The organism is Streptomyces sp. NBC_01497 (assembly GCF_036250695.1).
In the GTDB taxonomy this organism is placed as follows: Bacteria; Actinomycetota; Actinomycetes; order Streptomycetales; family Streptomycetaceae; genus Streptomyces.
This window is the reverse complement of the sequence record NZ_CP109428.1, coordinates 408,108-433,238: the sequence shown is the minus strand read 5'-3', so window position 1 is coordinate 433,238 and position 25,131 is coordinate 408,108. Positions and strand designations below refer to the sequence as shown.

Annotated in this window: 18 protein-coding genes and 3 pseudogenes; 3 read left to right on the top strand and 18 right to left on the bottom strand. The window is 66.2% G+C overall.

Features of this window, described 5'->3' with window-relative positions:
* Positions 1-147: 147 nt before the first annotated feature.
* Positions 148-2,481, top strand: a complete 2,334-nt coding sequence (locus OG310_RS37915; RefSeq protein ID WP_329460730.1) for an ATP-binding SpoIIE family protein phosphatase — start codon at positions 148-150, stop codon at positions 2,479-2,481.
* 183 nt (positions 2,482-2,664) lie between these two features.
* On the opposite strand, the gene OG310_RS37910 is transcribed toward OG310_RS37915, so the two are convergent.
* The gene (locus tag OG310_RS37910) at positions 2,665-3,249 is read right to left on the bottom strand and encodes a nucleosidase (RefSeq protein WP_329460729.1); all 585 of its coding nucleotides are present in this window, start codon (positions 3,247-3,249) and stop codon (positions 2,665-2,667) included.
* Positions 3,250-3,487: 238 nt separating this feature from the next.
* Entirely contained in the window at positions 3,488-3,586 is a 99-nt protein-coding gene (locus OG310_RS37905) for a hypothetical protein (protein WP_329460728.1), read from the bottom strand.
* Between OG310_RS37905 and OG310_RS37900 the strand changes: the two genes are divergently transcribed.
* The gene (locus OG310_RS37900) at positions 3,579-3,980 is read left to right on the top strand and encodes a hypothetical protein (protein WP_329460727.1); all 402 of its coding nucleotides are present in this window, start codon (positions 3,579-3,581) and stop codon (positions 3,978-3,980) included. The two genes, OG310_RS37905 and OG310_RS37900, sit on opposite strands and share 8 nt — an antisense overlap.
* Here the strand turns inward: OG310_RS37900 and OG310_RS37895 are convergent.
* From OG310_RS37895 to OG310_RS37835, 14 genes and pseudogenes are all read right to left on the bottom strand, one after another.
* Entirely contained in the window at positions 3,862-4,641 is a 780-nt protein-coding gene (locus tag OG310_RS37895; protein WP_329460826.1) for an RNA-guided endonuclease InsQ/TnpB family protein, read from the bottom strand. The two genes, OG310_RS37900 and OG310_RS37895, sit on opposite strands and share 119 nt — an antisense overlap.
* Positions 4,559-4,990: pseudogene (locus OG310_RS38825) on the bottom strand (transposase); the annotation flags it as partial. The gene OG310_RS37895 and the pseudogene OG310_RS38825, both read right to left, overlap by 83 nt.
* Before the next feature lie 379 nt (positions 4,991-5,369).
* The gene (locus OG310_RS37890; RefSeq protein ID WP_329460726.1) at positions 5,370-6,437 is read right to left on the bottom strand and encodes a CU044_5270 family protein; all 1,068 of its coding nucleotides are present in this window, start codon (positions 6,435-6,437) and stop codon (positions 5,370-5,372) included.
* Complete coding sequence (locus OG310_RS37885; RefSeq protein ID WP_329460725.1) at positions 6,434-7,072, bottom strand: RNA polymerase sigma factor; 639 nt, start codon at positions 7,070-7,072, stop codon at positions 6,434-6,436. The genes OG310_RS37890 and OG310_RS37885 overlap by 4 nt, the downstream gene beginning before the upstream one ends.
* Before the next feature lie 1,058 nt (positions 7,073-8,130).
* Positions 8,131-10,140 carry a Stk1 family PASTA domain-containing Ser/Thr kinase gene (pknB, locus tag OG310_RS37880; protein ID WP_329460723.1) on the bottom strand — a complete coding sequence of 670 codons (2,010 nt, stop codon included), beginning with the start codon at positions 10,138-10,140 and terminating at the stop codon, positions 8,131-8,133.
* A gap of 201 nt (positions 10,141-10,341) precedes the next feature.
* Entirely contained in the window at positions 10,342-10,473 is a 132-nt protein-coding gene (locus OG310_RS37875; RefSeq protein WP_329460831.1) for a hypothetical protein, read from the bottom strand.
* Between the two features lie 1,417 nt (positions 10,474-11,890).
* Positions 11,891-12,364 (bottom strand): annotated as a pseudogene (locus OG310_RS37870) (transposase); the annotation flags it as partial.
* A 368-nt stretch (positions 12,365-12,732) separates the two neighbouring features.
* Complete coding sequence (locus OG310_RS37865) at positions 12,733-13,911, bottom strand: class E sortase (RefSeq protein ID WP_329460825.1); 1,179 nt, start codon at positions 13,909-13,911, stop codon at positions 12,733-12,735.
* A 494-nt stretch (positions 13,912-14,405) separates the two neighbouring features.
* A complete protein-coding gene (locus OG310_RS37860) occupies positions 14,406-15,047 on the bottom strand; it encodes an aminodeoxychorismate/anthranilate synthase component II (RefSeq protein ID WP_329456850.1) in 642 nt (213 codons plus the stop codon).
* The gene (locus tag OG310_RS37855) at positions 15,044-15,223 is read right to left on the bottom strand and encodes a hypothetical protein (RefSeq protein ID WP_329460232.1); all 180 of its coding nucleotides are present in this window, start codon (positions 15,221-15,223) and stop codon (positions 15,044-15,046) included. The genes OG310_RS37860 and OG310_RS37855 overlap by 4 nt, the downstream gene beginning before the upstream one ends.
* 1,000 nt (positions 15,224-16,223) lie before the next feature.
* Complete coding sequence (locus OG310_RS37850; RefSeq protein ID WP_329460722.1) at positions 16,224-16,991, bottom strand: transposase family protein; 768 nt, start codon at positions 16,989-16,991, stop codon at positions 16,224-16,226.
* Positions 16,992-17,999: 1,008 nt separating this feature from the next.
* Positions 18,000-19,553, bottom strand: coding sequence for a HAMP domain-containing sensor histidine kinase (locus OG310_RS37845; protein ID WP_329460824.1), 1,554 nt, complete (start codon positions 19,551-19,553; stop codon positions 18,000-18,002).
* Positions 19,554-19,618: 65 nt separating this feature from the next.
* Positions 19,619-20,197: a response regulator transcription factor gene (locus OG310_RS37840; RefSeq protein WP_329460721.1), complete on the bottom strand. Its 579-nt coding sequence runs from the start codon at positions 20,195-20,197 to the stop codon at positions 19,619-19,621.
* A 688-nt stretch (positions 20,198-20,885) separates the two neighbouring features.
* Positions 20,886-21,805: pseudogene (locus OG310_RS37835) on the bottom strand (transposase family protein).
* On the opposite strand from OG310_RS37835, the gene OG310_RS37830 reads away from it, so the two are divergent.
* Positions 21,779-22,159 (top strand): DUF3152 domain-containing protein, encoded by a 381-nt coding sequence (locus tag OG310_RS37830; protein ID WP_329460720.1) that lies wholly within the window; start codon positions 21,779-21,781, stop codon positions 22,157-22,159. The pseudogene OG310_RS37835 and the gene OG310_RS37830 overlap by 27 nt on opposite strands.
* Before the next feature lie 697 nt (positions 22,160-22,856).
* Here the strand turns inward: OG310_RS37830 and OG310_RS37825 are convergent.
* Positions 22,857-23,396, bottom strand: a complete 540-nt coding sequence (locus OG310_RS37825) for a tautomerase family protein (RefSeq protein ID WP_329460719.1) — start codon at positions 23,394-23,396, stop codon at positions 22,857-22,859.
* A gap of 809 nt (positions 23,397-24,205) precedes the next feature.
* Positions 24,206-24,607 (bottom strand): DUF1622 domain-containing protein, encoded by a 402-nt coding sequence (locus tag OG310_RS37820; protein WP_329460718.1) that lies wholly within the window; start codon positions 24,605-24,607, stop codon positions 24,206-24,208.
* Positions 24,608-25,131 lie beyond the last annotated feature (524 nt).

Sequence of the window (25,131 nt, the reverse complement as noted above, 5' to 3'; positions counted from 1 at the left end):
GCGTGCGTTTGGGTGCGGGCGCACTAAACTGGGAGGGAACGGCGCCGTCCGTCACGGGGGGGACACGCCGAAAAGTGTCGGGGCGAGGGCGCCCGCCGATGGCTCTTACCCCGCTCGGGCAGCAGCATCGATCTGATGGAGCCCCACATGCTCACGGTGTTGTACGAGGCGCGCCCGGAACCGGGCCGGTGCATCGACTACCGCGGCTATATCACCTCGCTGCGGCGAGCGATTGGGGGCGGCAGCGAGCCCGTCGAGCACGCTGAGTACCGCAGTGTGACCCGTGAGGGTTGGCTTCTTTCCTTCTCCGTCTGGGACGGAGCCCTCGCTCGGGCGGCTGACGGGCGGGATGTGGGCGCCAGGGCCTCGAATGCCGTTAGGCGCGAAGGGGTCGACGCGGTGATGTTGGACTACCGCCTCAGGGCGGGCGAGGTCGACCGCGACACATCTTTCCTAGAAGGGAGGGAAGGCCCGGCTCACGCCGCGGACGTCGATGGGGACGACGCGGTGGTTACGGTGCTGAGCGGAACGGAGTCTCTGCTCCAGAGTGGTTCCGATAGCGCACGGCGACGCGCCGAGAGCCTCGGTTTGGACGCGGAAGCGGCAGGCCTGCTTGCGTGGGAGGTCTTCGAGGCAGTGAGCGATCACAGCGAAACCGCCGTGGTGCTGTCATGGCGAAGCCGCCGCGATGCGCAGGCCTTTGAGCAGGAGCACGAACTGCCCCAGGGCGCACGGTTGTTGCGCATCAACGTGACGAGTGACCACAGGGCTGCTCGTCGGTCGGACGGGGTTTCTCGTGATCTCGGGACGCTGGAGCCATCCCAGCGGCACACAGACCGCGACGCACAAGAACGCCTCACGTTGCTGGCGGAATCAGGTGCTGTACTGGGCACGACTTTGGACTTGGTGCCCACAGCGCAGGCCCTAGCCGACCTACTGGTGTCGCATCTGGCCGACGCCGCTACTGTCGATGTCCTCAACCGGGTCGTCACAGGAGACACAGAATCGGGGGCTGGACGGGCCTTGCGCCGTGTCGCCTCCGCGATAGGGCCGAGGCCTGACGCCTCGTTCGGTGGCCGGCACGGGGACGGGCTGCGATGTCCCCCGCTTCCCAGTGCCGATACGCCGATGACCGGGACGGCGCGCACTTTCAGTCCGTTGGACGAGCGGTTCAGCCGGATCTTCGGTTATGACGTGCGAAACTCGCAGTACGTAAGTGACCTGGGTATCTATTCGGCAGCCGTGGTGCCGCTGGGGAGCGTATCTGGTTTCGGTCTGCTGACGATCTACCGCTGGCGTCAGCCCCACCGACCCTTTGCGGGGGGCGAGGTGGGTCTTGTCCGGGAACTAGCGAGCCGCGCTGCCACAGCAATGGAGAACGCTTGTGCCTTTACGAGCGTACGCAACACGGCAGTGGCCTTGCGTCGTGCTACATCACCTCGCTCGGTTCCGCGGACCCCCGCGCTCCAGATACGGCACGGCTACGACCAGGCTGACCTCGGCGGTCGTTGGTATGACGTCATACGCCTCCCTAGTGCCCGGACCGCGCTCGTTGTGGGGGAGGCCACCGACTTCGGTGCGTCCGCCGCCGTGGTGGCTACTCGTCTGCGTACTGCGGTGCGGGCTCTAGCAGGCGTAGAAGTACCGCCCCAGGAGTTGCTGACCCGGCTCAACGACCTTGCGGTTGACCTCGACGCGGACCTTGAGGCAGCCCCGGATGGCGAGGGATCACGCCGCAGCACTTGTCTGTACCTCGTCTATGACCCGGCCCAAGCCAGCATCACCTACGCCAGTGCCGGCCACCGCCTACCAGTCACCGCTATCCCGGGTGCGGACGCTCAGGCACTGCACGGAGCGCAGGGACCGGGACTTGGACAACCTCAACAGAAGTACGCCGAGAGCCAGCTCGACGCCGAACCGGGTACCTTGCTCGCTTTGGTCGGCCTTGCCTCCCCCAGTACGTCTCCCACTACGCTGCAGAGTGCCCTCAGCCGACCGGATCAGGACCTGGACGCGCACTTTGAGGCTGCAGCGCGCTCCCTAGATCAATCACGGCCTGCTTCCGCACCACTTGTCCTTGCGCGCACTGGTCAACTCGGCGCGGAACAGACAGCGATGTGGACTCTCGCGAGGGATATCGCCATCGTCGGGACCGCGCGTGCCCTCGTGGAGCGACAGATTGATGCTTGGGGCCTCGCGGAGGACGTTAAGTTCGTGACCGTGCTGATCGTCAGTGAGCTCGTCACCAACGCAGTGCGCCACGCATCGGCCCCGATCGGGCTGCGGCTCATCCGGCAGGACACATTGACCTGCGAGGTGTCGGACGGGAGTACGGCGGCCCCTCACCTGCAGCACGCTCTGCCCGCCGACGAGGGGGGACGGGGTTTGCTCATCGTCGCGGAGACGGTTTCGCGATGGGGGGTGCGACACGAGCCGATGGGCAAAACTATCTGGACAGAACAGGAGCTCGTCGACCACTGACCTCGCGGGCAGCGCTCCTTTATCTGTGAGCACTGCTTACGTTGGTGGGGCTCGCTACTGTTGTTCCCGGTTCGGCGCAGTGCATCCCCGCCTACGGAGTCGGCTTGCGACAGCTGGGCTACCGGCCTCGGGGCCGGGCCCCAGAGGAGCGCCGTCGTGCAGGCCTTCCTGAAGTGAGAACCCTCAGGAATAGCTGGAGATGTTTTGGGCGGCCCAGTCCGCGAGGGCACGTGCGCATGCGGCAATACCCTCTCGCCAGGTTCCGGCGGCTCCCTCAGCAGCGTCATCACTGACGTGCTTCACGATCTGCAGTGGCATACCGAACTGGTGCGCAGCCGCCGCGAGCGCATACCCCTCCATGTCGACTAGGGATGCGGTTGTTGCCAGGCGGGCACGAGCGGCCTCGTCGTCGATGAAGGAGTCCCCTGTGGCCAGGGTGGGGCCATCCGGACTCCCGACTATCAGGGGTGCGCCATAAGTCTCGCCAGTCAGGGCACGCAGGGTCTCGCTGTCCAGATCGTGCTGGATGACCGTCCCAATGGGGAAGGTTCCCGTCCACCCTGGACGCAGGGCCCCGGCGGTCCCGAGGTTGATGACGCCCGACGGCAATGGACCGCCAGCGAGTGCGGAGGCTAGTGCGGTGGACGCGTTGACTTTGCCCATTCCCGTCAGGAGGACAGGTAGGCCCGTGTCGAGGAACTTGGCCTCTTCCTTGACCGCGAGCACGAGCAAGGGCCGGGTACTGGTGATCTTTCCCGTAAGTTGCATGGCGTTCAGCGTACGGGCCCGGAAGCCCGCGTGAGACTGTGGGTTTGGCTACCAGATATCGGGGATCTCGTCACGGCCGAGGTGCCTGTCCTGACTGGAGCCCGGGCGAGGACAGCCCGGGCCTTGACCTCGAATTTTGGACGCGGGTGATGCGGCTGTTGTCAGCGTAGTTGATGTTGCTCGGGACGGGGTCTCGTAGGCGATCGGGGCTGCGGTGTCCGAAGCGGGAGTGATCGCATCAGGTGTTGTAGTGGTGCAGCCAGCGGAACGCGTTGAGACGGGCTTCGTGCTCGCTGCGCCGGCTCTTTCGGCCGTGAAGCGTCTCCCGCATGAACATCGCGTTGAACGACTCGGCAAGTGCGTTGTCCGCCGGGCTGCCGATCGCACTGGGCGAGATCGGTTCGCATGTGATCCGCGACCGCCCAGCCGACGAGGCGGCGCGAGGCGAGGTCGACGACGTACTTCGTGTTCGGTTCACTTGCGGTGACGTCGCGGCCGATCAAGGCCGTGGCCTTCGCCGCGGCCCGGTCCGGGTCCGCCACCGCGGTGCGTTGCCTGCGCCGCTGGCGCAGACCCGCCAGGCCGGCCTGGTGCATCACACGGGCGACCCGTTTATGGTGTGCCGCTCACCCTCATCCCGGAGCTCGGCGGTGATGTGGTGCGTCCGCTTCTCTGGGCGGGGGCGCAAAAACCACAGCCGACTGTCCGCCTTCGGATCGTTCGGCCATTGACATCCTCTCCGCCCTGAAGGAGGGAGATTCCCGTCTGCCTGCTGGTGGTCGCCGGCTGGGGCTTCGGCTGGGTTCCTGTTTCTTCGCGCTGCGCCGGTACGAGTACCGGTCTTACCCGCGCTCGACAGGCTGATACGGCCAGTCCGGCGGCCTTGGCGACGTTGACCGCCGCGTTGATGTCCCGGTCCAGGTGGGCGCCGCAGGCCCTGCATGTCCACGTGCGGACGTGCAGGGGCTTGGGGCTGTCCTTGACGCCGCACTGCGAGCACACCTGGGACGTCGGCTCGAAGCGTCCGATGCGGTGGAAGGCCCGCCCGCACAGGGCGGCTTTGTACTCCAGCATCGTGGTGAACGCCTGCCATCCGGCGTCGTGTGCGGACTTGGCCAGGCCGGTGCGGGCGAGTCCTTTGACCGCCAGGTCTTCCACGGCGACCGCTTGGTTTTCGCGGATCAGTTTGGTGGAGAGCTGGTGGTGGAACTCACGCCGCGCATCGGCCGTCCGTTCGTGGGCACGCGCAACCCTGACCCGGGCCTCGGCCCACCTTGTGCCGCTCGGTGTCGAAGGCGGGTGGGCGTCCGCCGCGTGAGCCTTTACGCTGGCGGGCGGCCTGGCTGTCGGTCTTCTCCGGGATCGTGTGCCGGATGCCCCGTCGCCGCAGATACTCGTGGCACGGGCCGTTGCTGTAAGCCTTGTCCGCCGCGACGCTGTCGGGTTTCTTGCGCGGCCTGCCCGGCCCGGTCCGAGGGATGCGAATCTTCTCCAGCACGGGCTTGAACTGCGGGCAGTCCGCCCGCTGTCCCGGAGTGACGATCAGGGACAGCGGGCGGCAGCGGCCGTCCGCGCTCAGGTGGAGCTTGGTGGTGAACCCGCCCCGCGAGCGGCCCGGGCCCTCACCTCCACCAGCCGGTCGGCCGGCCGGCCGTGCAGGCTCTGCCAAGGCGTCTCCTCCTGGTGTTCTGCCTGTTCGAGACCTCCCCTGAAGGGGCCGGCGGCGGAGCCGCGCGGGCACCAGCCGCGTGTTGATGCCCGCGCACGATCGTGGAGTCGACCGCAATGTCCCAGTCGATGTCACCAGCCGCGGCGGCCTCAGCCTGGACCTGCTGCAACAGGCGTTCCCTGTCCTGTCCGCCGACCACTGCTGACGACGTTCGTAAACCGTCTTCCACGGCCCGAACCTTGCCGGAAGGTCACGCCAGTGACGCGGGTTCACACCCGGTGCAGAATCCCGTCGATCACCTGCCGGTGACCCCGTCACCGGCCACAACGGTTGTTGCTGACCGGCAGGAACGGCCGCAGCCGTTCCCACTCCGCATCCGTCAAGTCACCCTGCCTCATGCCCAGGACACCGAGTCAGAAGTCAGACAGTCACAAGATCGAGCGGACAAGCGCTAGGCCGTCTTGCCGTCCGGCTCGGTACCGATCTTGTCGACCACACCGCGCGAGAGGACGGCGGTGGTGCCCGTGAGCATCCCGGCCTTGCCCTGCGCCGTGTCCTTCACGAGGTAGCTGCGCTCGCCCAGGTAAAGGTGGGTGGTCGCGTCGAAGATGTACTCCGTCCGCTCGCCGTTGGACACGTAGGCGATAGCCTCGCCGTGTCGGCCAGCCGCGTCCGTGGAGTCCTTGACGAGGACGACACCTGGAATCTCGGCAGCCGTCTTCCAGATCGCCGCAGCGACGTCCGACGGAACGATCTGCTCGCCGACTGCCTCTCCGATCCAGTTGAAGGCGGCGGCGTCCTTGCCGGGGGCGTCGCCCTTGGTGTCGGCGTAGATCTTCTTCAGGAGCGTACCCGGGTCTGTGGGAAGCTCGGCGATCCGCGCCGCGCTCTCGGTGCCCACTTCCGCTTCGTCGTTCTTGACCGCCTTGCCGTCCACCTGTGCGTTGTCGCCGAGGGCGTGCAGGGTCATATCGTCCCCGCCCTCACGGATGAGTCCATCCTTGGAGGGGTTCTGGGCCAGCCACACTTCGCGGTCGTGCACCGCGTCAAGCTTGGCCAGGCCGTCCGTCGTACGCTGCTTGACCTGCCGGGTGAAACCGACCTTGCTGCGCACGAAGACGAACTGATCGGCCTGGGCAGTCGGGGCTTTCTGCTTGGCGGCTGCGTCGGCGACCTGCTGGAGGAAGGCCGTCGCGCCCTTGGCTGAGGCGGGCTCGACCTTAACGGTCGGCGCGATAGCGACGCTGTCGGCCTTAGAACCAGAGTTCGCAGACACGGTGACGACGACGCCTGCAGCGACCGCGAGGACGGCTACCGGCGCGGCAACCAGCGCCCATCGAGGCCGGGTCGTACGCGCTGCTCGCGGCGGCGAATCGTTCTTCGCCTGATGTATTTCCTGCATCAAACAGTCCTCAAGACGTTGGGATCGGGCGGAAGAGAAACCTGAGATACCGGCGGCCGGCAGCAGTTCGGACAGCTCGCGACGCTCGGCAGCTTCACCGTCATTCGGAGCGTTCATCGTGCTCTCCCTTCCATGGACCGGACCGCTGATGTGCGGTCACCCTGTATCTGTACGGAGCCGTCCCGCGGTTCCCGTTTTTCTCTCGCGTTTTCGAACTCCTGCTTCGTGAGCTTCTGGAGGCGAGCGCGAGCGCGGGAAAGCCGTGAGCGCACCGTGCCGACTGGGATGCCCAACGCGTCCGCTGCGGCGGAGTAGCTCAGGTCGGACCACACACACAGCATGAAGACCTCGCGATCACTGCGTCGCAGTTTCCCGAGCGCCCGACGCGCGGCCTTCAGCCTGTCCGTCCCATCCAGGCGCTCCACCACGTCGTCCGAGAAGTCGGGGATATCGGGGGGCGGACGGAGCTTCTTAAACGTCTCCTGGTGTCTGAGGGCTGTTCTCCATCGGTTCCGGAGCACGTTGGTGGCGATCCCGTATACCCAGGGGCGAACGCTCTCGTCGCTGTCCTCCAAGCGCTCCCGCAGTCGCCAGACCTCGAGGAACGTCAAGGAAACGACGTCTTCGGCAGCCGACCAGTCGGCGGTCGCACGGAAGGCATGGGCGTAGACAGCCTGGGACATGTCCTGGTAAAGCTCCCGGAAGGCTTCTGGATCACTCGCCCTGATGCGGGCTCGCAGAGATTGCGTCACACAGATACCTGTCGGGCGACAGCGTGCAGTTCCCGTGATTCACACCACACCAGCGTTCGCATCGTGTGCCAGCGAGTCGCGGTCAGGAGCACTCGGTCCTCCAGCAACGGGTTCCTTGCTTCGACCTCACGTGGTTCGCCCCCGCCCTCTCGGCGCACTACGGTCACGGGCCTACCGAAGCGGCGTGCGCTCAACACGGGGAAGGGCCCACCTGGGAGCCCCGATACCGCGATCACACCAGTCACCACCTGACCGATCCACTGCTGCAGAGGTATGGCGGGGCCGATCTTCAGGGCACACCTCTGTAGTCCCACGTGCAGAACCGCGCGATTATGCGAACACCCTATATGTTCGTGAACATTTTGTGCGCACCATGTCTCGCGTAGCAACGACCGGTGAGGGGGCACGGCTGACACAGAGGGTCGGAGAGGAACCCGAACCTCTGCCAGGATCACCATCCAAGGACAGGGCCGGCGTGGCAACCGCTCAATAAGTGAGCCCATCGGCATGAGGCCCCCTGCTATCTGGGGGACGTCCGCTGACTCCGGTGTGAATTGGCGGAGTTCACGGATGGTGCGTCAGGATCACCGCCGCAGCGGGGACAGGGCCGTGAATCACAAGCCGCAACAAGGGACCGCGCCCACCACCGCAAAAACGCTCTGCCGCCTCCCGGTCGCCAAACAGGTGCAACCTCCCGCCCGGCACGACCCCACCGGCTCAGGCACTCGGGCGGAGAAGCCCCACGCCAGTTGACGCCGGTCTCAGGCCTCAACCCGACCCATTGCGGAGCAGGCCTTCGGAGCCTGGAAACTCGTAGGCGTCGACGCCGGTCGCGCCTGCGATAACGCCGTCGACCGCGCACCTCGCACACTACGAGCCCCGCATGTTCGGGAGGCGGGCCCCTTGGACAACCAGATGCCGTGTCTCGTCCAGAAAATCGATTCGAAAGTTAGGTGACGACCTGTGAGACCACGATGGCGCAGCCGCTACAGACTCGTGGCCGAAGGCGCGGCTCTGACCGTAGTGGCGGCCGCACCGGCCGTCTTTGCCGCGGAACGTCAGTGGTGCCCTTTGAAGTTGCCGCTCTGGAGGCCGCCGTTCTGGTTGCCGCCGTTGCCGGACGGCGGGCCGACCGTGGTCAGGGTGACGGTGCTGCCTTGATCGACCGCGGTGCCGGCGCCCGGTTGCACGGAAGACACGAACGAGTTGTTCGGGTCATTCGGCGATCCAGTGGCGAGTGCCGGAGTGATCCCGAGGCCGTGGAGTTCGTTCTGCGCGTCGCCGAGCTTCTTGCCGGCAAGGTCACCAGGAACCGCGACCTGCGGCTTCGCCGGGCCCTTGGAGACCTGGAGCTTCACGTGGCTGTGCAGGGCCGCCGACACGTTGGCCTGAGGGCTCTGCGTGACGACCGTGTTGGCCGGCGCGTCGTTGTCGACCTGCTCGACGTCGACCACGAAACCGTTCTTCTCCAGCTGCGCCTGGGCCTGCTGGAGCTGCTGGCCCGTCACCGGCGGAACGTTGACCTTCGCCGCCTTCGCGATCTTCAAGGTGACCGTCGCGCCCTTGGCCGCCTGCGAGCCGCCCGCCGGGTTCTGGTCGATGACCGTGCCCTCGTCCTGCTCGGACTCGACGGTCTTCACGTCGACCTTGAAGCCCTTGCCCTGCAGTTCCTGGGTCGCGGAGTCCTGGTCCTCGCCCTTCTCCTCCGGCACGTCGACCTTCGGCGCGCCCGCCGAGACGACCACGGAGATCGTGGCGCCGGTGTCCATCCGGCCGTCCGCGGGTGTCTGGCTGCAGATGGAGCCCTTGGGCTGCGCGCAGCGGCCGGTGCCGGACTGGGAGACCTTGACGTCCGCGTTGGTCGCGAGCTGCCTCGCCTGTGCCATCGTCTGGCCCACGAGCGAGGGGACATCCGTCTGCTGGGAGCCCGCGCCCCCGCCGGTGAAGATGGACTTGCCGATGAGGATCGCGCCGACCAGCACACAGACAGCGGCGATCACGATGAGGATCGTGCCGGTGTTGGACTTCTTCTGCTGCCGCCGCCGGCCGCCCGACCGGTCGTCGTAACCAGCGTGACCGGAGTAGCCCCCGTCGTCGGGGTTCATTGGCGGGAGCATCGACGTATGGCCGCCCGGGTCCTGCTGGCGCAGGGCCGTCGTGGGCTGGTCCTGCGCGCCGTAGCCGCCGCCGTATCCGACGGCGCCGAGGGCGGCCGCCGCCGCGACGGGCTGGCCGTCGAGGCACGCCTCGATGTCGGCGCGCATCTCGTCCGCGGACTGGTAGCGGTAGTCGGGGTCCTTGACCAGCGCCTTGAGGACGATCGCGTCCATGTCGGGCGTGATCTCCGGGTCGAAGACGCTGGGAGTCTGCGGCTCCTCCCGTACGTGCTGGTACGCGACGGCCACCGGGGAGTCGCCCACGAACGGCGGACGGACGGTGAGCAGCTCGTACAGCAGACAGCCGGTGGAGTACAGGTCCGAGCGGGCGTCGACGCTCTCGCCCTTGGCCTGCTCGGGGGAGAGGTACTGCGCGGTGCCGATCACGGCCGCCGTCTGCGTCATCGTCATACCGACGTCGCCCATGTTGCGCGCGATGCCGAAGTCCATGACCTTGACCTGGCCGGTGCGCGTCAGCATGACGTTCGCCGGCTTGATGTCGCGGTGGACGATGTTGCTGCGGTGCGAGTACTCCAGCGCCTGGAGGATGCCGACCGTCATCTCCAGCGTGCGCTCCGGCAGCAGCTTGCGGCCCGAGTGCAGCAGCTCACGCAGCGTGGAGCCGTCGACGTACTCCATGACGATGTACGGGATGGAGACCCCGTCGACGTAGTCCTCGCCGGTGTCGTAGACCGCGACGATCGCCGGGTGGTTGAGCGAGGCGGCGGACTGGGCTTCCCGGCGGAACCGGGCCTGGAAGGACGGGTCGCGCGCGAGATCCGCGCGAAGCGTCTTCACAGCGACGGTCCGGCCGAGCCTGGTGTCATGCGCGAGGTAGACCTCGGCCATGCCACCACGGCCGAGCACCGAGCCCAGCTCGTACCGGCCGCCGAGGCGACGCGGCTCATCCATGTCTGTTCCGGCCCTCTCCGTCAGTACCGACCGCACCTGCGTGTGGTCCGGCGGTGTGCTGCCCGCGCAAAGGCTACCGAGCTCGCCGAGCCGGATTCGCCGGGGCGGACGAGCTGATACACGACCGGTACGGAGGAGGCTTCCCCCCTCGGTATCCGGACGCGCGGCTGTGACCGCACCCTGTGCGCGATCCCGTGCGGCTCACTTGCCACTGTCGATCACGGCCTTCATCACGTCATGCGCGATGGGGCCCGCGAGGCCGCCGCCCGAGATGTCGTCGCTGGTCGCTGCTTCTACCTCTACCGGGGACGAACTGCCCTTCGTTGAAGCCATAATCCTTGGCCTCGTCCGCCATCTCGCCCTTGCCGAGCCCAACTCCCGGCGCTGACGATCCTGCTGCAGGCAGCCGTAGGCGCGGTGCGGATACCCCTGCGTGGCGGGAGGGTCTCGGTGACATATGAGCAACGGAACGTTGGTACGTATCGCAGCGACAACAGGCCTCGGAGGAAGGGTGGGATGCACCGAGTTGGCTCGCCAACCAAGCCGTGGCTGCGCCGGGACACGCCGCACCCTGGGCCCCTCCACGCACGGTTTGTCTTGCCCTGAGGAAAACTGACTCGTAGAGCGCCCCCCGAGACGACCGCCTGGACCTTAATAAATAGGTGGGCAACGGGTCGTTATTGGTCATAAGGAGGGTTGGGTAGAACGGAGCGACGTTGCATGGGGACGATCGGACAATCTGCAGCCAAGAACCCATTCATTGAGGGATCCACAACACTGCCGTCAATGGGCGAGTCGGCATCCCTCTCGAAAAAGCCCTCACAGTCTGGGTCGCATTCCCCTGTGCACATGTAACCGAGACAGCAGTCGTCCTGCACTGCAACCACCTCAAGGACCTGCCAAGTTGGCCTAGCCTCACCCCACCTCACGATACATGCATCTTCAACAAGCTCAAACAAGTTGCTCACTGCCCCGGCTTCACTCCGTCCAGTGACCACTGGTGGTATCCCACGCGTCCCGGCGTGACATGCTGACCGCTCGCCTCCACCCGCAGGGCGTAGCGTCCGCAGGTTCAGTGAGTCGGAAAGCGAAGCTTCGCGCCCGCCCGCCCCAGGAAGTGAAGGGGCCGTCAGGCGCAGGGGCAGCTCGTCGGCAGGTCAGTGCCACCTCGGGGACCAACCCGCAAGTGCGGGGAGCAGTGTGCGTTGACAGCACACGTCCACTGACGGCCAGGGTCATCCCCGCAGGCGCGAGGAGCAGAGAGCAACCGCTTCACGGTCCAAACGACGCGTGGGGTGATCCCCGCATGCGCGGGAAGCGGGGGGATCACTCCTCTTTCCCTCTTCTTCCGGGACCATCACCACGGGCCGCTGGGCGGCCTCACGGTTCGAACAACGCGTGGCGCCCTCGGGACGATGAGATCAGCCTAAGGGCTGTCCCGTAACTCTGGGTATCGCTTGCCGATGTCCGGTTCGACCTACCTGGTTAGGATCCCGTTTAGGCCGCGATACGGGGCGCAACCGGACAATCAGATCTGCTTGTGGTGACCTACCGACCTCTGCCCTGGGTTACGGGACAACGCTTAGCGATCTCTGTAGCGTATCTACTGGCCGGGGAACCCCTATGAGCGCAGAGAACAAGCATTGCGCGCCTCGCATGACCTCTGCCAGCAGATACCGCTTCCGGCACGCGTGGAAAGAAGCCGCAGTCCTGCACGCGAGGATGGCCCCCTGACTACACAAGCCAGTCCTGGGGTTTTTGGTTCGTAGCATGTGCCGTCGCGGAGGACGTTGATACGTTGTCGAGCGAGGCGGAGGTGTGCTTCGGTGTGATTTTTCCGCCGGGGCTGGGGTAGCTTCGGGAGGCGGGATCGTGCAGGGCTGCGAATGCGAAGAGGACCATCAACGCGTTTGAGTGACCGATTTCCGCCTCGGGTCGGGGGCGTGTTCGCTGCGGATCGAGGTGTCCGGTGACTTGGTCATGGGGGGCCTGCGTAGGAGGTCGGGCGGGCGGTAGTAGGGAAGCTGGTGCCGCCGCCGACGGTGACCAGCAAGGTGGCGGCGGTCCTGGCCGTAACTCGTGGAATCGAGGTCAGGGACGCGGAGAGAGGGTGAGCTTCGAGCAGCCGGCCGATCTGCGCTTCGAGGCCTCGTCGCCGTTCATGGACAGCTGCGAGCGAGCGGGCCACGGATAGGATCACGACATCGAGCGTGCGGTGCCCAGGACCACGACGGGCAGTCACCGACGGTAAGGCATGCTCGCCCAGCAGGGATGGGTTCCCACCCGTGCCAACGCTGGCTCAAAGCGACCATCGTCCGGGAGAAAGATCAGGCTACCCACCGCAAGAACCACAGATCGCGTGGCGGACGGCCGGTTACCTGGAACAACCACACCGGGCGGGCAGTGCGGGACACCGCGGGCCGGAGGCAGACTTGCCGCCTTCTTTAGCCCTACGTCCCGCCGAGCGGGGACGTAGAGCGAGGCGAAATCACGACAGCAACGACCGTTCGTTTCCCGTCCGCCGGTCGTGGATGCCACCCCTGTTCGCCCCGTTCCAGTTGTCGATCTCGTCCTGCGTGTGCGCGGCGCCCGTCAGTGGTGCTGGAGGGCGGCGGGAAGCCCCTGGCTGCGCGGCTGTTCGCTGACCATCTTGCCCCAGACGATGAGCCGGTAGGTGTTCCTGAACTCCGGCGTGCACGTGGTCAGCGTGATGTACCGGCCCGGCGTGGTGAACCCGGATCCCTGCGGGATCGGCGAGATCACGCCGACGTTGGAGGGGGAGGTCTGCGGGAGGGTCCGCGTCATCTCGTACGTGTAGTACTCGTCCTGCGTCTCGACGACGACCTTGTCCCCGGGCACGAGCTGGTTGATGTAGCGGAACGGCTCGCCGTGGGTGTTGCGGTGACCGGCGAGCGCGAAGTTGCCGGTCTTGTCCTCGGGCATGGCCGTCTTGAGCCCGCCCTCGGAGTAGTGGCCGACCTCACCGTGGTCGAGGACCTTCTCCTTGCTGACGCCCTGCGCGATCGGCGCGACCACGTCCAGCTTGGGGATGTGGATGATCGCGAAGCCCTGACCAGGCTCGAAGGCCCCCGCGGCGGGGCCCTTGTTGCTCTTCCAGGTGCTCTGGATCTTGCTGGCCTCGTTGTTGGCGAAGTTGTCGGCCCTGACGTTGGTCCACCACAGCTGGTACGTCACGAACAGCAGCATCAGCACGCCGAAGGTGATGAACAGTTCGCCCACGGCCCGGCTGACGACGACCCCCGGGCTGTCCTTGAGGGCGCGCGCCGCCTGGCGCGCCTCGATGCGCGTGAGGGGGCGGCCCGGCGGCCGCTGCTGGGCCGCCGCGGGAGCCGTCGGGGCCTTCTTGCGGCCACGGGTGCCCGCCTTGGCGGCCTTGCGGCGCTCGGCACGGCCCCCGGCCGGGGTGGCGGCCTCGGTGTCGCCGTCGACGGCACGGCGTACGTCGGCGGTCCGCAGGGCCACGGTCTCCTGATCGACCGCGCCGACGCCCGTCGGCACGGCGGCCGTCGGGACGTCCGGTACGGGCGGCGCCTGAGGCTGCGGCTGCTGCCGCGCCTGTTGTCGCGGATGCTGTTTCGGCTGGCGCGGCTCCTGTTGCGCCTGGGGCGGCTGCCGCACGGGACCGGCCGGTGCCGGGGGCCGGTTCCGGGCGGTGCCCCCGGAAGCCCCGAGAGGCAGCGATATGAGCGTCTGCTCGGCGTCGGAGAACGCGGGCGCGGTGGACGCCGGTGCGGGCGGCGTCTTCGGCAGGAAGGCGGTCGCGTCCGCGTCCGGCCCGGGCCTGGGCGCCGGTGCGGGCGGGGTCCTGCGGAGATACGCCGTGGCCTCGGGGCCCGGCACGGGCGCAAGGCCCAGGTCCGGCATCCCGGCGTGATCCTGCGCCCCGGACGGGGGAATCGCCGACGCCGGTGGCCCGGTCCGGGCGCGGCGACCCGTGCCCGCGTCGCCGGTCCGCTCCCCGGACGCGGTGCTCCGCGCCTCCCGCGGCCGGTCCGCGTCGCGGTTCTGTGCCCGTGCCGTGTCCGCGGCCCGGTCGCCCGCCCGCGTCGGGGCGGGCGGCGGCGGGGCCTCGCCGTCCTCGCGCCGGACCGCGCGTGCGGTGGCGGGGATCGGGTCCGTCAGCGGATCGGCGAGGCCGCCGACGACCGCCTCGAACGCGTCGTCATCGTCGTCGCGTCCCTCGTACGTCCCCTGTGGCTTGTACGAGGCGCCGATCTCGCCTTCGTGCTCGGGGCGCAGTGCGGTCACGCGACGACAGCCTTCCCCACCACCGGCGCCAGCCCCGCCGACCGGGCCACCGCCTCCGGGTCACCGCACTGGGCCAGCCAGTTGGCGAGCATCAGGTGGCCGTGTTCCGTGAGCACCGACTCCGGGTGGAACTGCACGCCCTCGACGGGAAGTTCGCGGTGCCGCAGCCCCATCACGATGCCGTCGGCCGTGGTGGCGGTGACCTCCAGCTCCGGTGGGACCGTCGTGGGTTCGGCGGCGAGCGAGTGGTACCGCGTCGCCGTGAACGGTGACGGCAGCCCCGCGAACACGCCCTGCCCGCCGTGCTGGACCGGCGAGGTCTTGCCGTGCAGCAGTTCGGGGGCGCGGTCGACGACACCGCCGTACGCGACGGCCATCGACTGCATGCCGAGGCAGACGCCGAAGACGGGCACGCCCGTCGCCGCGCAGTGGTGCACCATCTCGACGCAGACGCCCGCCTGTTCGGGGGTGCCGGGGCCCGGTGAGAGCAGGACGCCGTCGAAGCCGTCCTGCGCGTGGGCCGTCGTCACCTCGTCGTTGCGCAGCACCTCGCACTCGGCACCCAGCTGGTAGAGGTACTGGACGAGGTTGAAGACGAAGCTGTCGTAGTTGTCGACGACAAGAATGCGCGCGCTCATCCGGCCGCACCTCCCGATCCGCCGTCGACCGTGACGTCGTTGAAGGGCAACAGCGGCTCCGCCCACGGGAAGACGTACTGGAACAGCAGATACACGACGATCAGTGCGAGAACGATCGAGAGGGCCGCACGCACCCACGTGTTGCCCGGCAGATGCCGCCAGAACCACCCGTACATGCCGCGCTCGCCGCCCCTTCGGTCCCTGCCGCCCCGGGCGTAGCGCCCGCGTTCCGCTCGCACCAGACTAAACGTCGGCGGCGGCGCGTGGGCAGCGCATGGGTGAGCTGCCCGGGGGGTTTGCGTTTGTGCTTCGTCACAATGGCTCTCTTCAGCATTGCCTGTCGAGGGTGAAAACAGCACAGGCACTGACGTCATGCGGTTGGGGCTGATGCAGGCACGAGTTCGATGTCCAGTCCGGTGGGCGGCGTAGGTGTGAGCTGGCCACCGACGAGGGTGACGAAGCCATTGCCGTGGCTATCTGGCCAGTTGAACAGGAGCCCACTTGATGGTCCCGACCGCGCTTTCAGGGCCCGGCAAAGAGGAGTCCCGCGAGGGCAGTGTGGCAGACGAGGACGGTGGTGGTTGCGAGGGCGCCGCGCCAGCCAACGCATGCCAAGCCGGCATGTCTTCGGCCGTCGTCCGGGGGAAAACGTCGCCAGTATCGCCGATGCTGAGTCCTTCACCGGTGGGGTAGTAGTAGGTCGACCTCGACGCCGGGCACAGCCGGCAGACCGGCCTGCAGGTCGCAGGCCAGAGTGTCGCGGTGGGTGTACAGCACGACGTTACGGCCGGCAGAGGCGACGCGACGGCAGACTCTTGGCCAGAGCAACAAGGTGACCTCCGAAGTATGTTGCCCCGTTCTCATCAGGGTCAGTGTGCCAAACGCATTTCTCCCATCAGAGAGAGGCGCACAAGCAGTCGGTGGCAGGCGGGTCAGGCAGCTGGCCGGGCCCGCTGGGGGCGTGGCCGGACCTTGCTCACGCCCGAGCCCAGGACCCAGGACCCAGGCCGGAGCGTCGCTGTCGGCGCCAGGCCACTCCAGAAGCCTCGGGTTCATACATGCATGACCTTCGGTTCAACCTTGTGTTCGAGAAATTGGGGTGCGACTCGTCATCACACCCGGCTCTCGGACGCTGAGGGGGAATTCAATTGCCCTACTACCAGTGAGCCTTTTCCATCATCGCTCTGAGCTGGCCAGATGCAGGGTGAGGACGGCTTGCACGAAGGCGGTGATCCGGGTGGTGGAGCACCGCAGCTTGCGGAGGAGCCGCCACGACTTGAGGGTGGCCATGGCGTGTTCGACGAGTGCGCGAATCTTGGCGTGAGAGCGGTTCGCTGCCTGTTGACCTGCTGAAAGGTTGTCCCGTCGCCCCCAGTACGGGATGCGGACGGTGCCGGCGGCTCCTGGGTAGCCTTTGTCCGCCCAGCAGGGGGTGTCGGCTTGGGCGGGGGCGTCGATGATGCCGTGTTCCCGGGCCGCGTGGACGTCGTGGAGGGCGCCCGGCAGGGTCGGCGAGACCCGCAGGGGTCGGCCGAAGGGATGGGTGAGGACCTGGACGTTCATGCCGTGTTTCTTGTGTTTGCCGGAGTAGTAGGGGCGGTCCGCCGCGATGCGGTCGATCGGCAGCAGGGTGCCGTCCAGTAGGACGAAGGCTTTCATCGACGCGGTGCGGGCGGCGTCGGCCAGGGTGGGCGCGGGGTCGGCCAGGAGGTCGACGGCCTCGGCAACGTAGCGGTAGGCGGTCGTGGTCCCGACGCGGAATCCGGCAGCGAGCTGGGCGTAGGTGTGTCCCACGCGCAGGTGGGCGAGTGCGAGAAGGGCTTGGCGACCCGCGCTCAGCCGCCGCCATCTGGACCCGATCGCACGGCGGTGCCGTCGCAGTTGTTGCGCGAGGAAGCGCAGGGTGGAGCTGGACACGTTGACGCCCGGCGGGTAGACAAGCATGCGAAGCCTCTGGTGGAGACGGTTCTCTTGGACGAAAACCCATCTACCAGGGGCTTCACCCTGTTGTCAGCCCAACCGGCAGACTGCTGAGGCAGGTTGGAAAAGGCTCAGTGTCGGGTCGAGACCGCGGCAGGGCCTACGGCGCCCTGCTGCCAGTCGGCTATGAGCGCCCCTGTCTCCTCCCTGATCTCCAACCAGTGGGGTGAACAGGAGGCCGTTGCTCCGCTCTGCTCGGCGACGGGTAAATTGCGCGTGGTCTGGATGAGGCTATCCCCCCACGCGTCCGAACTCGTCAGGGTCAGCCAAGCCAGTCAATTGTTACGTCGCATTGACTATCAAGCAAAACGAGAAGTGCTAGCGGAGCATTGAGACATCCTTGCTCAGGTCTCGAGACCTCGTGCCAGTCGGCTCGTGGTGACTACGGTCGGAGTGGCCTCGGGCACGATCCCCCCGCCTGCGTCGATTTCCATCCGTCACCGAGAACTTGGATCGTCACACGCGCGGCGTCGGACGGACCACGTGTTGGGCTGCCCTTTGCGGTCGCAGCGTTACCCGTGACTACCGGCGACCGGGATTGCTCCGCCCTGGGTACGTCCGCCACTGTGCACTGCAGCTGCCGCATGGCGAGGTGGCTGAGGGGAGGTGTTCCTTCGCCAAGATGGATGATGATGGTCTTGTCGCTGCCGATCCTGACCTCTGGCCCAACCGCCAAGTGGGGCAATTGCGTGGTGGCCGTTTCGGCCTCGTTCGCGATCGGCCCGTCGAACAGCATGCCCAGGATAGTGCGCAGGGCGACGTCACCGTTGAACTCGCGTGTGTACGGTGCTGGCTCGCCGTCATGCAAAAAGTAAAGGGAGATGCTGGTCGGTGCCGGAAGGAGCGCAGGGGGCGATACAATGCCGCTCGCGGGGGCGCCGGCTTCGATAACGCCGGACGGGGATACCCCGCACGCCCCCAGCATGAGCGTGATGGTGAGGCCCACCAGGAGCGCTACCAGGCGCGAGCCCTTCACCAGGCGTCCGTGGCAGCGTTGTCGGAGGTCCCCTCGCGTATGAGTGGGAGTTCGACCGTGAAGGCCGCGCCGCCCGCAGTCAGGTTCGCCGCGCTGATGCGTCCTCCGTGCAAGTACACATTCTCCGCGGTGATGGCCAGGCCCAGTCCGCTGCTCTCGCTCCTGCCCCGTGTCGTATTCGCCTTGTAGAAGCGTTCGAAAATGTGCGGCATTGCCTCTTCGGTGATGCCTGATCCTCGGTCGGTCACTTCAATGACGGCCCATGCGAAACCCGGCGGCTCCTCTCGCATACTCACGGCCAGCCGCACTGGCGGCGCGCCGTGCCGCAGAGCGTTGCCGACGAGGTTAGCCACCACCACGTCGATTCGACGCGGATCCACGCGTGCTCTAAGCGCGTCTGGAGCCGTCAGGCGGGTATCAACCCGGCTCTGCCAGCCACGAGAGGCGAGGGTGCGCTGTATGGATTCAGCCAAGTCAATCTCATCCAGGTGTAGTTCCGCCACGCCGGCGTCGAAGCGGGAGATCTCCATCAAGTCATTCACCAGACTCCCCAGCCGGTTGGTTTCCTCGCTGATGAGCCGCAGAACTTCGCTGGTCTCCGGGTCGAGACGCAAGGCACCCTCGTCCAGGATTTCGGTGACTGCGGTCATCGCGGCAAGCGGCGTCCGCAGTTCGTGGGAGACGTCTGCGACGAAGCGGCGTGCCTGGGCTTCCAGGCGGCGTAGTTCGGCTACGGACCGCTCCAGTGCGGCCGCGGTGTCATTGAACGAACGTGACAGGTCGGCTAGTTCATCGGATCCGTTGACGGCCAAGCGGACGTCGAGGTGTCCCTCGGCCATCCGGCGAGTGGCCTGGCGCAGTGCCCGTACCGGACGGAGTACTGCGCTTGCGGCGAGCAACGCCATGAGGACGGCAAGGCACAGCGCCACCAAGGTGGCGTGCCTGATGGCATTGACCATCGACTTGACGTAGGCCTGTTCGGTGTTCTGAGGAACCACCAGATACATTACGACGCCGGAAAGTTCGGCCTCTTTGCCCTCACCCCCGTTGGACGTGACCGGCAGACCAACAACAAGGTAAGGACGCCCGTCAGCGTTCACTCGCTGGAACACGGCGGCGCGTTTAGTCCGCACGGACCGGCGCAGATCCGCGCCCAGCAGGCCGAAGACGTTGTTCGGCGCGTTGCTCGCGCGGAGGTTGCCGTACGTGGCCAGCACCTGCCAGCTCTGTGCCTGGTTGGTGCTGACTACTTCGCCCACTGCATTCTGCAACTGCGCCCGACTCGGTGTCACGGGGAGGCCTCCGGCGGCGGTGTCGACGCTGGTCCTGAACCGTTGGATGACGGTGTCCTGGCTCTCCTGGAGTACTCCCGTACGCGCCTCCCGGAAGGCGAGGGTCCCGGTGCTCAGGGCGCTGATCACGGCAATCAAGGCGAAGGCCGTGACGAGGCGGGCGCGCAGGCCTCGCAGCGGAAGCGGGGTCTTCGCCAGGAGTTTCCGGAAGAGGCGAATCGGCCCGGGACCCCGGCCCGCTGCGCCAGCCCCGCGCATCTCTGCAGCCACCTCGGCCTTGTGTTCTCGTACGGCTTCCTGAGCCCGTACTGCTCTCGCGGCGCTCACAGGGAACAGAAGCGGTAACCGGTGCCGCGTAGGGTCTGGATGCACTGCAGGCCCTCGCCCAGCCCGCTCAGCTTGCTCCGGAATCGATTGGCGGAGGCGCCCGTCAGCCGCACGTCGCCGTGGCGGCTGTGCTTGCCGACGGCTTCCAGTGGCTGCAGGTGGCTGAACACCAGGCGGGGCGAGGCCAACAGGGTTTGCAGTAGCCGAAGCTCGGAGGAGGTCACTGTGGCCCGTCCACCTGGGTGGGTCACTCTGCGTCGGGCCCGCTCTATGGATAGTTCCGCGTGGGGCTCTGCCCTGGGGCAGGCGGCATCGGAGACCTTCCGGTCCTGTGTGCGCAGGATCGCCCGTTTCCGTGCATCGAGCGCCCAGGCACGCGTAGGTTTGAACACGTAGTCGTCGGCGCTTGCCTCCAGCTCCTTGCCGACGTCGGTGCCTTCATCTTTTGCAGTCACCATGGTGATCCGTACATCGTCGTGATGCTGTATTCGACAGCACAAGTCGAGGCCGGACGCATGAGGCATGCATGGGGCCGAACACGACGGCGTCGGCGTGGGGGGTTGCAGCTGTTCCATTGCCTGGTCACCCGTTCCTGCGGCAAGGACGTGGTGAGCCTTGGCGGCGCAATGCCGGTTGCCCGCTCATGCGGACAGCGGGGTGGTCTTCGACGAGTAGGACTCGAGGCATGTCGACAGTATGCGTGAGCCAAACCTGTATACGGTCCAGGGGGCCGGCCTTCGAGCCCCTTGAAGGGCGGGACTCTAGAGGGATACCTAGGTCCTGGCTGACGTGCCTGAGCGTCTCGGAAGCCGTGACCGGGTGAGAGGCCCAGCGATCCGGTCCGCAACGATGGGCCCTGGCGCGAAGCGACGAGTTATCATTTCGTGACACATTGGGCTAATGTCCATTACGTATTACAGGCCGCCTGCCCTGCTATGTGCTCCGCTCGGCAGCGACAACCCGCCCCTCCCGCCGCTACCCGCGTAACGCTACAAGGCCATGCCCCTCACCTGCGGACTTTACACCGGCGCGGCCGCCCGGTCCGTCGGCACATGGGTTTGTTGCTCGGTGCCCTGGTAATCACCGGCGTGCTCGGTTCCACGGCCTTCCTCCCGGGCGGCGAGCCCGGTGAGATGCCGGGCAGTGCGCCGCATCCGCCGACGGCAACGGCACAGATCAGGGTTCCCCACACTGCCCCTTCGACGCTTACGAGCCGGTGCGTGATTGTGTTGGAGGCGTGGGTCTCTGACCTGGGGGTTTGTGTCAGTCGGTGGTGTTGCGGTTGGAGTCGGGGCCGGCGTTGGCCCGGTAGGTGGCGGGCGGGTTTTCTCGTCGGTGGGTCTGGTGGATCGGTTGCTTCCAGCGTTTGTGATCGGCGGGGGCGTGTTCGACGGTGATGCGCTTCGAGGGGTGCTGGTGTCGCGGTTGTGGGCGGGCGTCGGGGACCTCGGGCGGACTGATCTTGTTTGCCTTCCGGGGCGGGGTCACCGCTTGGCCCGGATGATTGTGACGGAGTCCGGGGCGGCGGTCGTCCAAGAGGACTTCCGCGTCGCGAAAGTGGTGGAGGCAGGGAGGGATGCTTTCGTTGCGTGCGGCGGTAGTGTCAGGCGTTCGCCCTGGTCGCAGGGCATCGGTCCAGGGCGTGCGGCCCTGATGGCCGGCGACGGCGGTGGCCTTCATCGTGTTCTGTTTCTTCTTGCCTGAGACGAACGCCCGCCTGCCGCCGCCGGGGGCCGGCGAACCTGGACTTCGGTGGCGTCCAACCGGAGTTGGACGCCTTCGGCCTGGGCGTAGGCGAACACATCCGCCAGGATCCGCAGCCGCAGCCGCAGCCGCAGGCCGGGCCGGTCTGGGACCGCGCATCCCCGCTCGGCGAGCCAGCCTCGTATCTCGCCGATCGCACGGGTGATGGTGGAGCGGTCGACGCCGAACAGCAGCCCCAACGCCGCCTGCGGCACGTCGTGCCGCCAGTGAATCAGCCTGGCCACGAGCCGGTCGACGAACACCAGCCGATGCCGGACACCCGCTCCTGCCTCGCGCTACCTGGCCCCGCCGCGAGCCTCATAACGACGCCCCTCGACCACGGTCTGCCACGGGCCAGGCAACTCCTCAACCACCGAGGCGAGATGCCCCCGAGAGACCCCCACGAACGCCTGATGCGCGAGAACCGTCCGACTGACCACGATCACCACATCCGGATCACGCCACCCACCAGCGAGAACACCACACGCGCAATCACCCACCAACTCGAAAGACCTACCTCCAAGCCGACGCCTCCGTCACCCCCGTCCGCCGCGACCGAAGTCCTCGCGACAGGCCGGGGTACTTTCTCCACCGCACAGGCCAGCGGCTGGAAAGTCGGTCACGGTACGAAGGTCTTGCGCTACAGAGTGGAGGTCGAGAACGGGATCGATCTCTCACTCATCGACGCTACAGACCAGATCGCCGACATACTCACCGCTCCCCAGGGCTGGACCCGCAACGGTGTGTCGTCGTTTCAGTTGGTGAGTGGGGCCAGCCTTACGACCTCGATGTAAAGATCGCGACACCAGGAACGGCGGACGCCTTGTGCTGGGCAGAAATTCACCAGGACACCGGCAGCGAGTACAACTGCGAAATTCCGAGGGGCGTAGTGGTGAACCTCAAACGCTGGATTAAGGGCTCGCCCATGTTCAATGGTTCGATCCAGGACTAACGGGCATAGATCACCGATCACGGGATGGGGGACTTCCTCGGACACCAACATGAGTCGCGCCCAGGCCCAGGGCAGCCCCGTGATGATGCAGCAGATCCATAAGAGCCGCCACTAAAGCGCGTGTCCCAAGTGACCAGGCAGACGAGCCGTCTGTAGCAGAGGGCGGCGGCCAGGCTGAGGAGGCCCAGGCGTCATCCGACAGTCGCGTTCCAATAGCTACCTGAATCGGACGACTCCCGAACGTACAAACCAAGCCACTTGCAGCCTGCGCCACAATTTATATGGCACAGGCTGCACTCTTGAACCGCTGGTGACGCAGAGGTCGACCAACGCCGACAACAGCTACCTCTATCACGTTGAGTACGGCACAGCTCCTGCCATGCCAGCCTGCCAGCCCTTGCCGCAGTATCGGCCTAGTCCGTAGCGCTCGTTGAAGAAACGTTTCAGTGATCGATTAGGGCATCACCTGGAGGCAGAAACTTACTTTGGGCAGGATTCAAACGCATGGAGAGAGCTCGCCTGCGAATAACGGGCGGACGTCAGGAGACGCGGGCAGCCTTCAGCTTGGCCGAGTTCTCACGGGCTTCCTGAAGCCGCTCCTGCCCCTCGTAGGAGCCGAGAATCTCGCCGATTTCGTCAATCTCGATTGTGCGACCGCCCGATCCCCAGTTCCCCTCAGGGATCTCAACGATCACCGTGTGCAGCTGCAACAAATAGGCGGGACTAATCCGCAGCTTTCCGCGGACAATCTCAGACCCGTCATCGCCGAAGAGCTTGACGAACGCCTTGCCGACCGTATCCTGGAGCGCGTCACGCCTGGACTGGTTGAAGAAGGCCGCTGCGACAACTACTTCTACAATCCATCGGGTCTTTCCGAAGTTTTCCGACATGGGCTTTCCGCCCGGAAAGTAGTTCTCCGGGTCAATCTCCTGGAAAAATACGGGAGCCATGGACAGGCTGTCATCCGTCACGGGATCGAGCTCCTGAGCCATGACCTCGTACGCGAGCGTTGATGCGAGCTCTTTCTTCTGCCCGGCTGTGAGGGCGCCGGCGGGGTGTGTGACGCGGATGAAAGGCATGCTGGTTTCCTTTCCCTACTGCGTTTATTGGAATGGGGGTTAATCACTCCCTCGTTGATGCGGAGGGGTGAGGGTGTTGAGAGTTGTAGCTGGCCGCCGACGGGTACAGGCCGACGGCGGCCGAGACGACCAGGAAAGCGGCCGCCTTAACAAGCTAGCAGCATGAAGGACGGGACCACAAGGTCCTTTAAAGTGCCGCTGTACTCGACGTGCGCCGGGCCGCTGACGCCCGCATCCGCTCGTATTGCGGGAGAGGCTGAAGCTGGACCGAATCTGGAGGGGAAAAAGTCTATAATTGACCTGAAGGCCGTACAGGCCGCCTGAAGTCCCGCATGCTCGCCCCGTTAGGTCGCAGCTCTCAACTTCACTTACACGGAATAGCCTTTCGGAGACTCCACCGCAAAACCCAAGAACGCCGCTCCGAGCGCGGGCCCTCGGCCGCTTCTCCTGTACCGTGACAGCATCATCTCGAGTTCACTTTCAGTAGAACGCGCATCGACGTGGTCGGCAACCCGACGGATAGACGTCGGCTGTCCCGGCTCCAGGGCTCTAGCGCGCTCTCACTCCACGTACCCTGCCCGCAAGGCTCCATAGGGCAAGTCGTCGGACGGCCAACACAGCGGCCGCCGAGGCCGCACGCATGAAGTTGGGGTCTGCTGCGAGGTGGAGCAACCCTGCGGCTGAGAGGAAATCCAGCAGGACCGGCAAGGCGACGTCGCGGCGTCTGAATCTCGCAAGGACCGCACCCGAGGCCAGGATGGCCAGTCCTACCACCGCAGCGCTTCCTATATCGACTAGCGACGAGACCTTCACGACAGTGTTGGTCCATTGCGCGACGGCGGCGAGGTGTCCGATTTTCCGCGGTCTTCAGCGACTTGTCGGCGTTCTTCCTTAATTTCGCGATTCAGGAAGTAATTCAGGACAGTTCGGATCGCCGCAATCGCAGCAAGCTGCCCAATGTCGCGGAAGCTGGGGGCTACTGCACTGCGCAGTACGTCAGCAGCCAACTGAAACTCAAGACCTATCGTGAGGGCGCGCCCTAGCCCGATACGCACGGGAATAATGTCCTCGGTGCGTCGACTTTGGGAACTTACAATGATGAGTCGCAAGAATGCCCACAAAGCGCCAACGCCAATAACAGACGCACCGCATGCTTCGACTACAGTAACCAGCACACCGACTGCGCCGGATACCGTCTCCTCTGCGCTCATGCTCGATTGTTACTCATCGCACCAGGCGCCTGCTGCACGCCACGCCCGTACCGACTACCCGTGCCAACGGGGGACAGCGATCCTACACAGCGCGAGCGCGGGGCCGGCCTCGCATGAACCCTTCGCTGCGCCGTTGTCCGTGGAGACTTGTCTGTCCTCGGGCTCAGGTGAGCGTCACGATGTTTTCCGCCGAGGCGACGACCGCTTTTATAGACTGAGGCTCTCAGCCCGAATCGATCCGACACGCAGCGGTGATCTGATGATCCGATGATGTTGTTGGAGCGTGAGCTGCGGGCGTCGCGGCTGCGTGCCCTGAGAGCGTCGTCCTTCAGACGGGCCCACCGAGAATTAGTCGCAGGGGTTAGAGCCACACCCCGCATGGCAGCAACCACTTGTCACACTCGGGAGTGGTGGTGCTTGCCAGGGTGTCGCTTGCGCGACGCCGACGCCTGAGAGGAGCATGATCGCTACAGCGCCGAGGCTGGCTATCACGGACCGCATGTGAATACGCATGTGTCACTCCT

Excerpts from the sequence above, each read along its gene's own strand:
- OG310_RS37915 (WP_329460730.1), top strand. The coding sequence starts at position 148 with ATGCTCACGGTGTTGTACGAGGCGCGCCCGGAACCGGGCCGGTGCATC.
- OG310_RS37910 (WP_329460729.1), bottom strand. The coding sequence starts at position 3,249 with ATGCAACTTACGGGAAAGATCACCAGTACCCGGCCCTTGCTCGTGCTC.
- OG310_RS37900 (WP_329460727.1), top strand. The coding sequence starts at position 3,579 with ATGAACATCGCGTTGAACGACTCGGCAAGTGCGTTGTCCGCCGGGCTG.
- OG310_RS37905 (WP_329460728.1), bottom strand. The coding sequence starts at position 3,586 with ATGTTCATGCGGGAGACGCTTCACGGCCGAAAGAGCCGGCGCAGCGAG.
- OG310_RS37890 (WP_329460726.1), bottom strand. The coding sequence starts at position 6,437 with ATGAACGCTCCGAATGACGGTGAAGCTGCCGAGCGTCGCGAGCTGTCC.
- pknB (WP_329460723.1), bottom strand. The coding sequence starts at position 10,140 with ATGGATGAGCCGCGTCGCCTCGGCGGCCGGTACGAGCTGGGCTCGGTG.
- OG310_RS37875 (WP_329460831.1), bottom strand. The coding sequence starts at position 10,473 with ATGGCTTCAACGAAGGGCAGTTCGTCCCCGGTAGAGGTAGAAGCAGCG.
- OG310_RS37860 (WP_329456850.1), bottom strand. The coding sequence starts at position 15,047 with ATGAGCGCGCGCATTCTTGTCGTCGACAACTACGACAGCTTCGTCTTC.
- OG310_RS37855 (WP_329460232.1), bottom strand. The coding sequence starts at position 15,223 with ATGTACGGGTGGTTCTGGCGGCATCTGCCGGGCAACACGTGGGTGCGT.
- OG310_RS37850 (WP_329460722.1), bottom strand. The coding sequence starts at position 16,991 with ATGCTTGTCTACCCGCCGGGCGTCAACGTGTCCAGCTCCACCCTGCGC.
- OG310_RS37845 (WP_329460824.1), bottom strand. The coding sequence starts at position 19,553 with ATGCGCGGGGCTGGCGCAGCGGGCCGGGGTCCCGGGCCGATTCGCCTC.
- OG310_RS37840 (WP_329460721.1), bottom strand. The coding sequence starts at position 20,197 with ATGGAACAGCTGCAACCCCCCACGCCGACGCCGTCGTGTTCGGCCCCA.
- OG310_RS37830 (WP_329460720.1), top strand. The coding sequence starts at position 21,779 with ATGCGCGAGAACCGTCCGACTGACCACGATCACCACATCCGGATCACG.
- OG310_RS37825 (WP_329460719.1), bottom strand. The coding sequence starts at position 23,396 with ATGCCTTTCATCCGCGTCACACACCCCGCCGGCGCCCTCACAGCCGGG.
- OG310_RS37820 (WP_329460718.1), bottom strand. The coding sequence starts at position 24,607 with ATGAGCGCAGAGGAGACGGTATCCGGCGCAGTCGGTGTGCTGGTTACT.